The organism is Falsiroseomonas oryziterrae, from assembly GCF_021864505.1.
Lineage (GTDB): Bacteria > Pseudomonadota > Alphaproteobacteria > Acetobacterales > Acetobacteraceae > Falsiroseomonas > Falsiroseomonas oryziterrae.
Window position 1 is genome coordinate 1 of record NZ_JAKJIB010000071.1, and the last position, 14,186, is coordinate 14,186.

Consider the following 14,186-nt stretch of genomic DNA (forward strand, 5'->3'; position numbering starts at 1 on the left):
CTCTTCCGATCTCCGATGCGCTCGCCGGCGATCCGCGCCAGGACGCCAGGGATCGCGCGATGATCGGTCGCAGGGTGTGCCAGCGCCGCTGCGAGCGGGTCGGGAGGCTCGCCAAGGACCAGCGCGACCGGCATCTGCCGCCCCCCGAGCCGCGGCGGCCGGAACGGACCTTGCGCGAAGGGCAGGTGCGCGGCGTCCGGCCCGCCGCGCACCTCGCGCCCGGGCCAGAAGGCGGGGAGGTGCGGCCAGCGCGCAAGCAGCCCGGTGGGCAGCGTCACGGCGGACAGCGATCGGAGCGGAAGGTCCGGCACCGGACTAGACTACGCGACAACGAGGACAACCGGCAGCGGTGCAGCAACCGGTGCGCGGATACTGTTGCGCTTCGTCATACCGTTTTGCCTCGACTCCGCGCTTCCGCTAGGGTCCGCGGCGATGACTCGCCCCTTATCCGCTTCCGTCCGGCGGCTGTGTGCCGGCGCTCGGCGCCTTGGCCCGGCCCTGGCGCTTCCCGTGTTTCTGGCCGCCTGCGGAGGAGGCCAGGCCGAAGGTCCGGTCCGCGCGGTCGGTCCGGATCTCGCCCCGCCCGCCGATCCGATCGCCGCCTTCGCGGCCCAGGCGGCGCCCGGCACGCAGAGCCGGATCCTCCTGGCCGATGGCCAGCCCGCGAATGTGCGCCTGCTGCGCAGCTACCATGCCGCGAGCGGACGTGAATGCCGCGAGGTGCTGGTCGGCGCCGGCATGTCGCAGCGTTCGCAACTCGTCTGCCTGGGGGATGCGGGCTGGTCCTCCGCGCGACCGTTGTTGCCGGGCGCCGTCGCGGGGCGTCCGTGAGCGGCGCAAGCCGCCTCGGCGACCCGGGCGGCGTCTCGCGCACGCTGCGCGGCGCGCGGCTGCAGCTGCGCGTGATCCAGGCGCTTCTCCTGCGCGAGATGCAGACCCGGTTCGGTCGGAACCAGCTCGGCTTCCTGTGGCTGTTCCTGGAGCCGCTGCTGCTGGCCGGTGCGATCGCCACGATCAGGTGGGCCTTCGCGCCCACCAACCCGTATCCGGGCATTCCGATCTTCGTCTTCGCGCTGGTCGGCTACCTGCCCTACTTCACCTTCCGCGCCATCGTTTCCCGCGCGCCGGGGACGCTGCAGGCGAACATGACGCTGCTCTACCACCAGCAGATCAAGCTGCTGGACGTCGTTCTCGCCCGGCACGCGCTCGAATTCGCCGCGATCATCACGATCATGGCGCTGATCGTGTTCGGCGTCGCGGTCTGGGCCGACCTGCTGCCGAACTCGATCCCGATCCTGCTCGTCGGGCTGGTGCTGTTGTTCCTGTTCGCGCATGGTCTCGGCCTCTGCGCCGCCGCCGCCGCCGCCGCGTCCGAGATCGCGGAGCGTCTGATCCATCCGCTGGTCTACCTGTCGCTGCCGCTATCCGGCGCGCTGATCCCTCTGCATTCCCTGGACCCGTCGATCCGCGCGGTGCTGCTCTGGAATCCGCAGGCGCACATCCACGAGATGGTGCGCGAAGGTTTCTTCGGGCACCTTCTGCCAAGCTACTTCGATATCGGCTACGTCGTGTTCTGGGTCGGCATCGTGAACCTGCTGGGCCTCGCCGCGCTGCGCGCTGTGCGCCCGCGGCTCGAGTTCTAGCCGATGATCCTGCTGGACGGCGTCAGCAAGTTCTATGCGGTCCGCGGCTTCGGCCGGCGCTGGATCCTGCGCGACACCACCGCGGTGATCCGGCCCGGCGACCGGCTCGGCATCCTCGGGCGGAACGGCTCCGGCAAGTCCACGCTCATCCGCCTGCTCGGCGGCGTCGAGTATCCGTCGAGCGGCGCGATCGAGCGCCGCATGACCGTGTCCTGGCCGCTCGCGCACGGCATCGGCGTGCATTCCCAGCTCACCGGGTCCGACAATGCCCGCTTCGTCGCGCGCATCTACGACCTCGATCCGGAGGAGCTCGTGGAGGCGGTGGACCACTTCGCCGAGCTCGGCAGCTACATGGACATGCCGGTCGCCACCTACTCGGCCGGCATGATGTCGCGGCTGCTGCTCGGGCTGTCGATGGCGATGGACTTCGACTGCTACCTGATCGACGAGGCGACGAGCGTCGGCGACCATCGCTTCATCGAGCGCACGCAGCTTGCGCTCGAGACCCGGCTTCGGGACCGGGCAGTGGTGATGGTCAGCCACAGCGCCGTCCACATCCGCACCTTCTGCCGCACTGCCGCCATCCTGCATGACGGCTACCTGACGTTCTTCGAGGACCTCGATGAAGCTATCGCCACCTACGAGGCCCTCTGAGCCGCTGGCGGCGAGCGGCGTCGAGCCGTCCGCCGCCCGGCTGCCTCCCCCGCCAAGCCGGCGCCGCCGCACCTCGCGCATCGGGCGGTGGTTCGCGCTGCTCGTGCTGGTGCCGACGGCGATCCTCGCCGCCTACTACGCCTTCGTCGCGGCTCCGCTGTACGAGTCGGAGGCGAGCTTCGTCGTGCGCAACCGCGGCGCGATGGCCTCCGCCGGAGCCGGCGCCGACGGGCGCGGCGGCGGCATGGCGGGCGCCTTCGCGACCTCGCGGCCGGCCATGGAGGAGGCGCGCGCGGTCCTCGCCTACATCGACAGCCATGCGGCCGTCGCGGCGATCCGCCGAGACACCGACATCGTCGGGCTGTGGCGCGTTCCGGAGGCGGATGCGCTGTCGCGGCTCTGGTGGAGCGAGCCGCAGGCGGAATGGCTGCTCTGGTACTGGCGTCGCCGCGTGATGGCGGAGTTCGACCCGGAAACCGCGGTCCTGCGACTGCGCGTCCAGGCCTATCGTCCGGAGGACGCGCAAGGCCTGGCGGCGCGCCTGCTCCAGGCGTCCGAGACGCTGGTCAACACCTTCTCCGCCCGTTCGATCGCCGACACGATGCGCGCGGCGCAGGAGGATGTGGAGAAGGCCGAAGCGCGCGTGCTTGCCGCGCGCGAGGCGTTGATCGCCTTCCGCGAGCGCGAGGCCGCCTTCGACCCGCAGGCGGCCGCGACCGGCGCCATGAGCACGCTCGCGGCCCTCAACAACACGCTCGCCCAGGCCCGTACCGAACTGGCTGAGCGGCGCGCCTTCATGCGGCCCGACAACCCGCAGCTGCAGATTCTGCAGAACCGGATCGCCGCGCTGCAGGCGCAGATCGCCGCCGAGCGCCAGCGCGTCACGCGGGGTGAGGAGGCGCTGACCCAGCAGGTCGCCTCCTTCGAGCGGCTGGAACTCGAGCGGCAGCTTGCCGACCGCCAGCTTGCCTCCGCCGTCACCTCGCTCGAGCAGGCGAGGTCGGATGCGATCCGCCAGCAGGTGTTCATCATGCGGGTGGCGGATCCGCACCTGCCGGAATGGCCGCGCTACCCGCGCGGCACCTTCAACACCTTCACGGTCTTCATCAGCCTCTCGGTGCTGTTCGGCATCGGCTGGCTGCTGGTGGTCAGCGCACGCGAGCATGCGAACTGAGATGGCACTGCGATCCTTCAGACTAGGTTGCCTGGCTCTTGCGGGCGTGGCCTTCGCCGGCCCCGTCCTGGCCCAGATCGCCGCGCCGAACGCGCCGGGGCGCGTGCTGATGCGCGGGCCCAGCGCGCCGATGCCGGTGCAGCCGACCCCGCTGCAACCCGGCGGCACGGCGCCGCTCGCGGACGGACTGCTCGAGCGCAACGACCCGGTCATCCAGCGCCAGGGTACCGCGACGGCCGCCGAAGGCGGACCCACGGCGGTGGGGCCGCTCGGCGAGCCGGGCCGCGTGGCGGGGCCGGCCACCGCCGTCTTCGGCGCGACGCTGTTCACCCGCGGCATCCCTGCCCGGACCGAGGCGCCGAACCCGAACTACGTGCTCGGCCCCGGCGACCGCGTTTCCATCACCGTCTGGGGCTTCGTCGAGGGCAACGTGGTCGCCCCGATCGACAACGACGGCAACGTCTTCCTGCCGCAGGTCGGCCCGATCCGTCTCGCCGGCACCCGCGCCGGCGACGTGCAGCGCGTGGTGGAGGCGGAGGTGCGCCGGATCTACGCCCAGCAGGTGCAGATCTACGCGATGGTCGTGTCCACCGGCTCGGTCGGCGTCTTCGTCACCGGCTTCGTCCGGCTGCCGGGGCGGCACCTCGGCTCCGGCTCCGACAGCGTCCTCGACTTCCTCGCGCGTGCCGGCGGCGTGGATCCCGGCCGCGGGTCGTACCGCGACGTCATCATCCGCCGCGGCGGCCGCGACGTCGCCCGGGTCGATCTCTACCGCTTCCTGCTCACCGGCAGCCTGCCCGACGTCACCTTCCAGCAGGGCGACACCGTGATCGTTGCCCCGCAGGGCGCCATGGTCGGCGCCGACGGCGCGGTGCGCAACAACTTCCTCTTCGAGGTCTCCGGCCGCACCATGTCGGGCGCCGAGCTGATCCGCCTCGCTGCGCCACTGCCCGCGGCGACGAACGCGGTGATCCGCGGCACCCGCAATGGCCAGCCTTTCGCCCGCTACGTCACGGTGCGCGAGCTCGCCTCGCAACAGCTGATGGACCAGGACACCGTCAGCTTCATCACCGACGCCCCGGCGCCGACGGTCCGCGTCAGCATCGAGGGCAGCCGGATCGGCCCGTCGGTCCTGATCGCCTCCCGCGACGCCACGCTCTGCACCCTGCTCGACCATGTCGAGGTGGACCCCAGGCTGGCTAATACGCGCGGCGTCTTCCTGCTGCGCCCGGGGCTGGCGCTGCAGCAGCAGCGCATCATCAACGAGGCGCTCGACCGGCTGGAGCGTCAGCTCTTCCTGACCGTCTCCGCCACCACCGGCGTCGCCGAAGTGCGAGCCTCCGAGGCCAATCTCGTCACGAACTACATCCAGCGCGCCAGGCGGACGCAGCCAGAAGGCCGCCTCGTGGTGATGGACCGCACGGGACGCTGCGCCGACATCCGCCTGCAGGACGGCGACACCATCGTCATCCCCGAGCGTGTCGAGACTGTGCTGGTGTCCGGTGAGGTCCGCGCGCCGCAGGCGGTGGTCTGGCGGCCGAACATGACGGTGGCGGAGTTCATCCGCGCGGCCGGCGGCTTCGCCGAGCGCGGCGAGGACAACGCCCTGATGATCCGACGCGCCAGCGGCGAGCTGGTCCTCGAGCCGACCGAGCCGCCGCAGCCCGGCGACGAGCTGATCGCGCTGCCGCGGCTGGATCCGAAGAACTTCCAGCTGACGCGCGACCTGTTCAACCTGATCTTCCAGACGGCGCTGTCGGCGCGGGTCTTCTTCAACTGAACGGGACGGGGCGGCGTCTGCCGCCCCGTTCAAGCGACCTCGGGCCAGACGAGGGCGAGCGTCTCCAGGAAGGCGAGGCGCGCCGCGCTGTCGTGCGGCGCGCAGGCCATCACGGCGACGACGCCGATGCCGATCTCCGGTGCCGGATCGTCGGGCGGCGGCGCGACCTCGATCGTCACCTCGGCGACCGGGCCCGGTTCGAGGACCTCCAGCACTACGACGATGCGGGCACCCGCCTCGACATCGACGGCCCGACGCTGCGCGCGACCGAGCCGCAAGGTGACCCGCCGTGGCGCCTCCGCCCCGCGAAGCGCGACGTGCAGGCGAAGGGGGCCAGCCACCCCCTCGGGCAGCGGCAGCATCAAGCCTGCGCATCCGGGCCGCGTCCGGCATCCCTCGGCCTCCGGCGCATGCCATCCGGCGCCGACCCGGAGCATCTCTGCCCAGGCCGTGGCGAGGCTGGGGCGTGACGAGCGTCCCGCGCGCAGGTCGTGCACCGTGCCGAGTGGCGGCACCTCGGCCGCCGCGCGAGAGGCGCCGCGCGCCTCAGACAGCGACCGGAGGAGGTCGTCCGCCACCGCGCGCCAGCTGCGCAGGCTGACTGCGGCGGCAATTCGCGCCTGCTGCTCCGTCCGGAACGCGGGATCGAAGGCAAGTCGCTCGACGTGCTCAAGGAACTCGGGCTCGCTGCCTGGGGCGTAATGCAAGGCGAGGCCCTGACCGGCTTCCATCAGGGCCGGCAGAGCCGGCGCCACGACCGCCTTCCCCGATGCCAGCGCCTCGGTCACCGGCAGGCCCCAGCCTTCGTGGCGCGAGTGGTAGATGGCGAACAGCGCGTCGCGCCGCAGCGCCGCGACGGTGGCATCCGAAGCCTCCGCGATCCAGAGCGCGTGGCTGCGCAGCCCGGGCGCGTCCCGCAGCAGCGCGAGTGCGTGCTCGGCGCCGAAGCCCGCGCGCCCGGCCAGGACAAGCATCGGCCAGGCGTCGCCATGCCGGCGCCAGCCTGCGAGCCAGGCGTTCAGGACGAACAGGTGGTCCTTGCGGCTCTCGATCGTGCCGACGAAGAGAGTGTAGGGCCGTGTTGGCGGGGCCGCAGCCTCTGCTTCCGCCCCGGCCGAAGCGGCGGCGGGCCTCGCATCCGGGCGCATGAGCCGAACCGGCGCGAGGGACACGACGCGCAACTCGTCCGCGGCCAGCCGTAGCATCTCGTCCCGCGTCGCCGCCGATACGGCGAGCAGCAGGTCGGCTTCGAGCCCGAGCGAGGCGAACCAGCGCGCGAAGCGGACCGTCGTCTCGGGTTCGCTGTGCTCCGGCATCGTCAGCGGGCCGATGTCGTGCACCAGCGCTGCGTAGCGCAGCCCGGTCGTGCCGCGCGCCGCGCGGACCGCCTGATGATAGCCCGGCAACTGCCAGGACGTCCCGAGATTGACCAGCCACTCCGCGTCGAGCGGATGCAGGTCGGGCGCGGCATCCAGCATCGCGCCGACTTCACCCAGCGTCGCGCGCCAGGCCGCCTCGGCGGGGTCGCCGCCGCTGCGCGCCAGGGCGCAGAGGCGCCGGAAGGCCTCGCGCGGCAGTTCGCGCCAGGTGCCTCGGTCCGGCCGGAACAACACGAGCCGCAGCGCCGCCACGGCCGCATCCGGCGCCAGCAGCGCCGTGCCGATCTCCATCTGGATGCGCTGGATCCCGCTGGGCGCGCGATGCGTGCCGAACCAGGACAGCAGGTCGGACACGTCGAAGGCGAGACGCGGATCGCCGAGCAGGCTGAACCCGCCATGGTCGCTGACCGGGGCCTCGACCCCGGCGGCCGCTAGCGCCACCACTTCCCGCCATGCGGCCTCGTTCGCAGGCGCCAGCTCCAGCGCCCGCGCATATGCGGCGCGGGCCGCCGGAAGGTCGCCGGTCAGCTTGCAGGCATGTCCGAGCTGCACGGCGAGGTCGGCATCGTCAGGGCGCAGTTCTGCCGCGCGCCGATAGCTGTCGAGCGACGCGGCGGGGTCGCCCGCCTCCTTCACGCAATGGCCGTGCTGGATCCAGATCGCCGCGTCCTGCGGGTCGCGCGCGAGCCAGGCGGCGTAGAGCTCTGCTGCGCCCGCCCAGTCGCCCGAGTCACGACATGCATCGGCGCGCGCCAGCAGCCCGCTCTGCTTCCTGGCCCCCGGCTCCACCGCGCCCCCGGCTGCTGCGCTGTCAGCTGCGCCCGTAGGTGTCCTCGAAGCGGACGATGTCGTCCTCGCCGAGATAGGGGCCGGACTGCACCTCGATGATCGTCAGCGGGATCATGCCCGGGTTCTCCATGCGGTGGACGCAGCCGAGCGGAAGGTACACGCTCTCGTTCTCGCGCAGCAGGATGCGTTCCTTGTCGCGCTCGACGATCGCCGTGCCGCCGACCACCACCCAGTGCTCGGCCCGGTGGAAATGCTTCTGCAGGCTCAGCTTGGCGCCGGGCCGCACCGTGATGCGCTTGACCTGGAAGCGGTTGCCGAGCGCGATCCCCTCGTAGCTGCCCCAGGGCCGGTAGACCTTGCGGTGCTCCGTCGCCTCCTTGCGGCCCTGCGCCTTGAGCTGGTCCACCAGCTTCTTCACGTCCTGCGCGCGGTCGCGCCGGCACGCCAGCACCGCGTCGTCGGTCACGACCAGCACGACGTCGTCGAGGCCGACGACGCCGGCGAGGATGCCCTCGGACCGCACGAGGCAGTTCCGCGAGTCGAGCAGCGAGACCGGGCCGCTGGCGACGTTCCCTGCGGCATCCTTCGGCGCGATGTCCCAGAGCGAGTCCCATGCGCCGACGTCGGACCAGCCGGGATCGCAGGGCACGACGGCGGCCAACCCTGTCTTCTCCATCACCGCATGGTCGATCGAGATCGAGGGGGCATCCGCGAAGGCGGCGCCGAGTCGGATGAAGCCGAGGTCGCGCGAATCGCCCTCCACCGCCCTCCGGACCGCGGCAAGGACCGCCGGCGCATGCGCCTCAAGCTCCGCGAGCAGCGTGCGGGCGGTGGCGACGAACATCCCGCTGTTCCACAGGTGCCGTCCCCCGGCGACGAAGCCCTGCGCGGTCGCGGCGTCCGGCTTCTCGAGGAAACGCGCGACCTCGCGTGCCGCGTGGCCGGCCGCGGCCGTTCCGGCGACCTCGGCGCCTGCCTCGATGTAGCCATAGCCGGTTTCGGGACGGATCGGCTTGATGCCGAAGGTCGCGATGCGGCCGGCGCGTGCCGCCGCGGCGGCGGCTTCCAGCGCGCCGAGCAGGACCGGCACATCCGCGACTGCGTGGTCGGCTGCGAGGATCCACAGCACGGCATCCGGCTGATCGGCGGCCACGATCACCGCCGCGGCCGCGATGGCCGCCGCCGAGTTCCGCGCCATCGGCTCGAGCACGATCCGCGCATCGTCGGCACCCGCCTCGCGCATCTGCTCCGCCACGAGGAAGCGATGCGCGTCGTTGCAGACCACCATGGGCGGAGCGAACCCCGTCCCGCGGGCCCGCGATGCGGTGTCCTGCAGCATCGTCAGGCGCGAGGCGAGAGGCCAAAACTGCTTCGGATAGCCCTCGCGCGAGAGGGGCCAGAGCCGCGTGCCGGTGCCGCCCGACAGGATGACAGGCACGATCTGCGCGGCGGGGGCTGTGGACATGAGGCGTGTTCCGTCGAGGGAAGTCGAACCGCCGCGGGTATGTCGCAGCCATGGGGAAAAAGAAAGGCAAGCGACGGATCGCCCTTCCTTGCGGCTCGCCCGCCCGGCGGTTCACGTATGCCGAAGTGGAGGCCTGCCCCTGTTGCCCCCTCCCTCGCCGCTTCGCATCATGAGGCGGAAGCCGGTGGCGAAGCCGGCACTCTGAGGAACGTACATGACCCGCAACCGCGCTCCCGGGGCCTTCCGCGCCTTGCTCCGACGCCGCTCCGCCCTGCTCGGCGCCGGGGCGCTGCTCGCCGCGCCTGGCGTCCATGCCCAGCCGGCCCGCTTCCCGGACCGGGCCGTGCGCCTGCTGGTGCCATGGGCGGCCGGCGGCACCACCGACATCCAGATGCGGGCTATGGCCGATCAGGCATCGCGCCGCCTCGGCCAGCCCGTCATCGTCGAGAACCGACCTGGCGCCGGCGGCGTGCTCGCCGCGCAGCAGCTGCTGCAGGAACGCCCGGACGGCCACGTCCTCGCGCAGATGCCGATCAGCGTCTTCCGCCACCCGCAGATGGCGCAGCGGGCGCTGTTCAACCCGCTCGAGGACTTCACCTGGGTGATCCACGTGACCGGATACCTGTTCGGCATTGTGGTGCGCGCCGACGCGCCGTGGCGGACGCTGGCCGAGTTCCTGGACTATGCGAAGGCCAACCCCGGCCGCGTGAACTACGGCACGCCCGGCGTCGGCACCTCCCTGCACATCACCATGGAGCAGATCGCCGGAGGCCGCGGGATCGAGTGGACCCATGTCCCTTTCCGCGGCTGGGCGGAGAACGCGCAGGCGCTGCTCGGCGGCCAGATCCAGGCCAGCGCCGACAGCTCGGGCTGGGCGGACCTGGTGCAGTCCGGCCGGCTTCGCCTGCTTGCGACCTGGGGGGCCGAGCGCGCGAAGCGCTTCCCGGACGTGCCGACCCTGCGTGAAAGCGGCGTCGATATCGTCTCGATCTCGCCCTATGGCCTTGCGGGTCCGCGCGGCATGGCGCCGGAGGTGGTGCGCGTCCTGCACGATGCCTTCCGCGAGGCGCTGTTCGACCCCGCCCACGTCGCGGTCCTGGACCGCTTCGACATGCAGCCGATGTATCTCGGGCCGGAGGATTACGCGACGCTGGCCCGCCGCACCTTTGCCGAGGAGGGCGAGATGATCCGCCGCCTCGGCCTCCGGCTCTGACCAGAGGCTCTGACCTGAGCGACGCGCACATCAGGCCCGGCGACGACCTTCGGCAGCGATTGCCGGCGGCGGGCCGGGCGGGCGAGTACCTCGCCTTCGCCGACCCGGTCTGCCAGGGCCCGGTCGGCGAGAGCGACCTTATGACCTATCTCGCGCGCCGGGCGCGGTTCGTCGCGGCCCATTACGGCGCCGCGCTCGCGGATGTGCGGCTGCGCCTCGGGGCCGAGTACGCCGCGCTGAACGGCCTCTCGCGTTTTCATCGCGTCTTCCTGTGGTTCGAGCACGACCTCTGGGACCAGTCCGCGTTGCTGCGCGTGCTGTCGCTGCTGGCCGATCGGCGTGCGCTCGAGGGCCGCCTCTTCCTGATGCCGGCCGACGGCGTGCGCAGCTTCCCCGAACTGGCCGACGCCGAACTCGCGGCGCTCGCCCCCGAACCGCTGGCGCGCCTGCAGATCGAGACATGCGCCGAGGCCTGGGCCGCCTTCGCGGCGGAGGATCCGCGTGCCCTCGATGCGCTCTGGCGCCGGTCCCTGCCCCTCCCGCATCTCGCCTCGGCGTTGCGGCGCCACCTCCAGGATCTGCCCTGGACCACCGACGGCCTCTCGCTGACCGAGCGGCTCGTGCTGCGTGCCGTGGCGGGCGGCGCCGACTGCCTTCCGGCGGCGATGGCGGCGGTGCACGCGGCGGATGCGGTCTTTGCCCTCACGGACCTCATTCTGCGCGACCATGTCGCGCGGCTCGCGGAGGGCGCTCAGCGGCTCATCGAGCCCGGCGAGCGATGGCGTCTCTCCGCCCGGGGCCTCGCCGTGCTGAACGGCGAGGCACGGCATGTCCCCGGCCCAAGGTTCCAGGGCGGCGTCACCGTCGGCCCGCAGTCTCCATGGCGCTGGGATCCTCGCTTCGGCGGTGTGGTGGAGCGCTAGCTCGGCTACCGGCCCGGCTCCACCACCGGGAAGCGCAGTTCCGCCACCGTGCCGCGGCCATCGTCACCCGGCCGCCGGTCGAAGCGTCCTCGTAGCTGCGCGGCGAGCGCGCGCAGCAGCCGCGTGCCGAGCCCGGCATCGCGCGCCGGGGCGCCGGGTGGCGCGCCTTCCAACTCGCCCTCCGGCGGCAGCCCGATGCCGTCGTCCGCGACGTGCAGCACGAAGACATCCTCCTCCCGCGTGAAGCGGATGGCGACGAGGCCGGGGCGGTCCTCGGGGAAGGCGTATTTCAGCGCGTTCGTCACCGTCTCGTTCAGCACGAGCCCGAGCGGAACTGCGCGCTCGGCCGAGATGACATGCGCGTCCGCCGCCGCGGCCAGCCGCACCGGCCGGAGCCCCTGGCCGAACTGCGCCGCCTCGATGTCGGCGCACAGCCCATGCACGAAATCCCGCGTGCACACCTCGACCCGCTCGGCATCTCGATCCAGCCCTTCGTCGAGCGCGAGCCGCGCATGGACCCGCGCCAGCGCCAGCGCGTGGTCGGCTGCCTCGCGCAGGGCCTCCCGCGCGGCGTCCGAGGGGGCGACGCGGGCACGCAGCATCAGCAACCCGACGAGGGAGCCGAGATCGTTCCGCGTGCGGTGACGGAACTCGCGCAGGATCAGGCGTCGCGCCTGTTCCGCCCGGATCAGCGCCAACTGCGCGCGCTCAAGGTTCGCCACGGCCCGATGGAGCGCCTCCATCACCACGGTGATCGTGAGCGCCGTGACGAGGAACAGCACAAGGGCCACCGCCTCGCGCCCTGACGGAAGGCCGAGGGACCCGGACGGAGGCATGTGGAGCAGGACGCCGACCACGGCAGACAAGCCCGTCGCCAGCAGGCCGGCGCCGTGGTTGAACAGCGCAGCCGCCAGCACTACGGTGACCAGAAGATGGCCGAACGGATAGCCGAGCGGCTCCCGGTCCACGGCGAGCCGCAGCCCGGCCGCGGCGCCGACAAGGAGGACGGTCAGCAGGTAACGGAGCCAGCCAGGCAGCGCGCGCGACCGCTTCAGGATCCGGGCGAGCTTCGTCCGTTGGGGCATCGCCTGCCCAACGGCGCCGCCGGGGGCGCGCTCGCGCCCTGGCGGATTCGTGAACTGGTCAGTCCCCTTGGCGAAGCGCGCCGAAGAACGAGCGGAGCAGTTCGCCGGCCTCCCGCTCCCGCATGCCGCCCACGACTTCGGGCGCGTGGTGGCAGGTCGGCTGGGCGAAGAAGCGAGGGCCGTGCTCCACGGCCCCGCCTTTCGGATCGTAGGCGCCGAACACCACTCGGCGCAGCCGGAAGAAGCTGATCGCCGCGGCGCACATCGCGCAGGGCTCCAGCGTGACCCACAGCGTCGCCCCGGGCAGTACCTTGTCGCCCGAAGCGGATGCCGCCGCGCGCAGTGCCAGCATCTCGGCATGGGCCGACGGATCGCGCCGCGCCTCGACCTCGTTGCCGGCGCGCGCCAGCACGGCGCCGTCCACACCCGTAACCACGGCGCCGACCGGCACCTCGCCGCGCGCCGCCGCCGCGCGCGCCTCCTCCAGCGCGATATCCATCGGATTCATGCCGGATGCTTGCCGCGACACGGCGCGCAGGTCTAGCAACGGACATGGCCTCCCGCCCGATCATCGGCGTTACCCTGGACGCGGAACCCGCCGGCGGCTGGTCCAGGCTGCCCTGGTACGCCCTCCGGCAGAACTACTTCCGCGCCGTGGTGGAGGCCGGCGGTCTTCCGGTGGCCCTGCCGCATCACCCGGAACTCGCCGCCGACTATCTGGACCGGCTGGACGGGCTGCTCGTGACGGGCGGCGCCTTCGACGTGGATCCCGCCCTCTGGGGCGGCGGGCCGCCGCATCCGAAGGTCACGCTGAAGCCGGGCCGCACCGATTTCGAGCTCGCGGCTGTGCGCGCGGCGCTCGCCCGCGACATGCCCGTCCTCGGCATATGCGGCGGGCAGCAGCTGCTCGCCGTCGCTTTCGGCGGCACGCTGATCCAGCACATCCCGGATGAGGTGGAGGGCGCGCTGCCGCATGAACAGCCGAACCCGCGCACCGAGCCGGGCCATGAGGTGGAGGTCGCGGGCGACACGCTCCTCGCCGCCATCGTCGGCGCGAGCCGACTTGCCGTGAACAGCGCGCACCACCAGGCGGTCGCGACGCCGGGCGAGGGGGCCGTCGTGAATGCCCGGGCGCCGGACGGCGTCGTGGAGGGCGTCGAGCATCCCGGCTACCGCTTCGCCCTCGGCGTGCAGTGGCACCCGGAATATGCGGTGGACCCGCGCGATCCGGCGATCTTCGAGGCCTTCGTGCGGGCGGCGTCACGATGAGCGATCCGGAGAACGACGACCCCGGTCGCGGCGAGCGGATCGCCAAGCACCTCGCCCGTGCCGGCGTCGCGTCCCGCCGCGATGCGGAGCGGCTGATCGCCGAGGGGAAGGTCAAGCTCAACGGCAAGACCGTCGAGACGCCCGCCACCTTCGTCGCCCCGGGCGACCGCGTCACGGTGGAGGGCAAGCCGGTCGCCGCGCCGGAGCGCACGCGCCTATTCCGCTACCACAAGCCGGACGGGCTGGTGACGACGCATCGCGACCCGCAAGGCCGCCCCACGGTGTTCGAGAAGCTGCCGCCAGGCCTGCCGCGCGTCGTGTCGGTCGGGCGTCTCGACATCACCTCCGAGGGACTGCTGCTGCTGACCAATGACGGCGAGCTGGCCCGCCGGCTGGAGCTGCCGTCCAACGGGTGGCTGCGCCGCTACCGCGTGCGCGTGCACGGCCCGGTGGACGAACGGGCGCTGGCTGGCCTCCCGCGCGGCGTCACGATCGAAGGCGTCGCCTATGGTCCGATCGAGGCCGGCCTGGATTCGCGCCAAGGGGCCAATGCCTGGCTCACCGTGAGCCTCAAGGAAGGCAAGAACCGCGAGGTGCGGCGCGTGATGGCGCATCTCGGCCTGCAGGTGACACGGCTGATCCGTGTCGCCTACGGTCCCTTCCAGCTCGGCGCGCTGCCGCGCGGCGGCGTGGAGGAGGTGCATCCGCGCATCCTGCGCGACCAGCTCGGCATCGGCGAGAAGCCGGCGCGGCGGCGCGCCGCCGAGGCGCCCGTCACACCGGAGCCGCCGGCCGCGCCGAAGATGCCGCCG

At 72.4% G+C, this 14,186-nt stretch carries 14 protein-coding genes; 9 read left to right on the top strand and 5 right to left on the bottom strand.

Annotated features, from left to right (window positions below):
- Positions 1-278: hypothetical protein (locus tag L2I40_RS08465; RefSeq protein ID WP_237214471.1), on the bottom strand; the 278-nt coding region annotated here is incomplete at its 3' end.
- A 97-nt stretch (positions 279-375) separates the two neighbouring features.
- Between L2I40_RS08465 and L2I40_RS08470 the strand changes: the two genes are divergently transcribed.
- From L2I40_RS08470 to L2I40_RS08490, 5 genes are all read left to right on the top strand, one after another.
- Complete coding sequence (locus L2I40_RS08470) at positions 376-831, top strand: hypothetical protein (protein ID WP_237214472.1); 456 nt, start codon at positions 376-378, stop codon at positions 829-831.
- Entirely contained in the window at positions 828-1,643 is an 816-nt protein-coding gene (locus tag L2I40_RS08475; protein ID WP_237214473.1) for an ABC transporter permease, read from the top strand. The genes L2I40_RS08470 and L2I40_RS08475 overlap by 4 nt, the downstream gene beginning before the upstream one ends.
- Before the next feature lie 3 nt (positions 1,644-1,646).
- The gene (locus L2I40_RS08480) at positions 1,647-2,297 is read left to right on the top strand and encodes an ABC transporter ATP-binding protein (RefSeq protein WP_272910947.1); all 651 of its coding nucleotides are present in this window, start codon (positions 1,647-1,649) and stop codon (positions 2,295-2,297) included.
- Between the two features lie 103 nt (positions 2,298-2,400).
- Positions 2,401-3,471: a capsule biosynthesis protein gene (locus L2I40_RS08485; protein ID WP_237214474.1), complete on the top strand. Its 1,071-nt coding sequence runs from the start codon at positions 2,401-2,403 to the stop codon at positions 3,469-3,471.
- Positions 3,472-3,517: 46 nt separating this feature from the next.
- Positions 3,518-5,251, top strand: a complete 1,734-nt coding sequence (locus L2I40_RS08490; protein WP_237214475.1) for a polysaccharide biosynthesis/export family protein — start codon at positions 3,518-3,520, stop codon at positions 5,249-5,251.
- 29 nt (positions 5,252-5,280) lie between these two features.
- Here the strand turns inward: L2I40_RS08490 and L2I40_RS08495 are convergent, their stop codons facing one another.
- Both L2I40_RS08495 and L2I40_RS08500 read right to left on the bottom strand, forming a co-directional pair.
- A complete protein-coding gene (locus L2I40_RS08495; RefSeq protein ID WP_237214476.1) occupies positions 5,281-7,419 on the bottom strand; it encodes a glycosyltransferase in 2,139 nt (712 codons plus the stop codon).
- A gap of 22 nt (positions 7,420-7,441) precedes the next feature.
- The gene (locus L2I40_RS08500) at positions 7,442-8,884 is read right to left on the bottom strand and encodes a mannose-1-phosphate guanylyltransferase/mannose-6-phosphate isomerase (RefSeq protein WP_237214477.1); all 1,443 of its coding nucleotides are present in this window, start codon (positions 8,882-8,884) and stop codon (positions 7,442-7,444) included.
- 214 nt (positions 8,885-9,098) lie between these two features.
- On the opposite strand from L2I40_RS08500, the gene L2I40_RS08505 reads away from it, so the two are divergent.
- Positions 9,099-10,097 (top strand): tripartite tricarboxylate transporter substrate binding protein, encoded by a 999-nt coding sequence (locus L2I40_RS08505; protein WP_237214478.1) that lies wholly within the window; start codon positions 9,099-9,101, stop codon positions 10,095-10,097.
- Between the two features lie 29 nt (positions 10,098-10,126).
- Entirely contained in the window at positions 10,127-11,020 is an 894-nt protein-coding gene (locus L2I40_RS08510; RefSeq protein ID WP_272910948.1) for a DUF1835 domain-containing protein, read from the top strand.
- A 5-nt stretch (positions 11,021-11,025) separates the two neighbouring features.
- Here L2I40_RS08510 and L2I40_RS08515 read toward each other — a convergent pair whose 3' ends face one another.
- Positions 11,026-12,105 carry a sensor histidine kinase gene (locus tag L2I40_RS08515; RefSeq protein WP_237214480.1) on the bottom strand — a complete coding sequence of 360 codons (1,080 nt, stop codon included), beginning with the start codon at positions 12,103-12,105 and terminating at the stop codon, positions 11,026-11,028.
- A 58-nt stretch (positions 12,106-12,163) separates the two neighbouring features.
- Positions 12,164-12,613 carry a nucleoside deaminase gene (locus L2I40_RS08520; RefSeq protein ID WP_237214481.1) on the bottom strand — a complete coding sequence of 150 codons (450 nt, stop codon included), beginning with the start codon at positions 12,611-12,613 and terminating at the stop codon, positions 12,164-12,166.
- 44 nt (positions 12,614-12,657) lie between these two features.
- Between L2I40_RS08520 and L2I40_RS08525 the strand changes: the two genes are divergently transcribed.
- Together L2I40_RS08525 and L2I40_RS08530 are read left to right on the top strand one after the other, a co-directional pair.
- On the top strand, positions 12,658-13,374 hold the full coding sequence (locus L2I40_RS08525) for a gamma-glutamyl-gamma-aminobutyrate hydrolase family protein (RefSeq protein ID WP_237214482.1): 717 nt from the start codon (positions 12,658-12,660) through the stop codon (positions 13,372-13,374).
- A partial coding sequence (locus L2I40_RS08530) for a pseudouridine synthase (RefSeq protein WP_237214483.1) occupies positions 13,371-14,186 on the top strand: 816 nt, incomplete at its 3' end. The genes L2I40_RS08525 and L2I40_RS08530, both read left to right, overlap by 4 nt.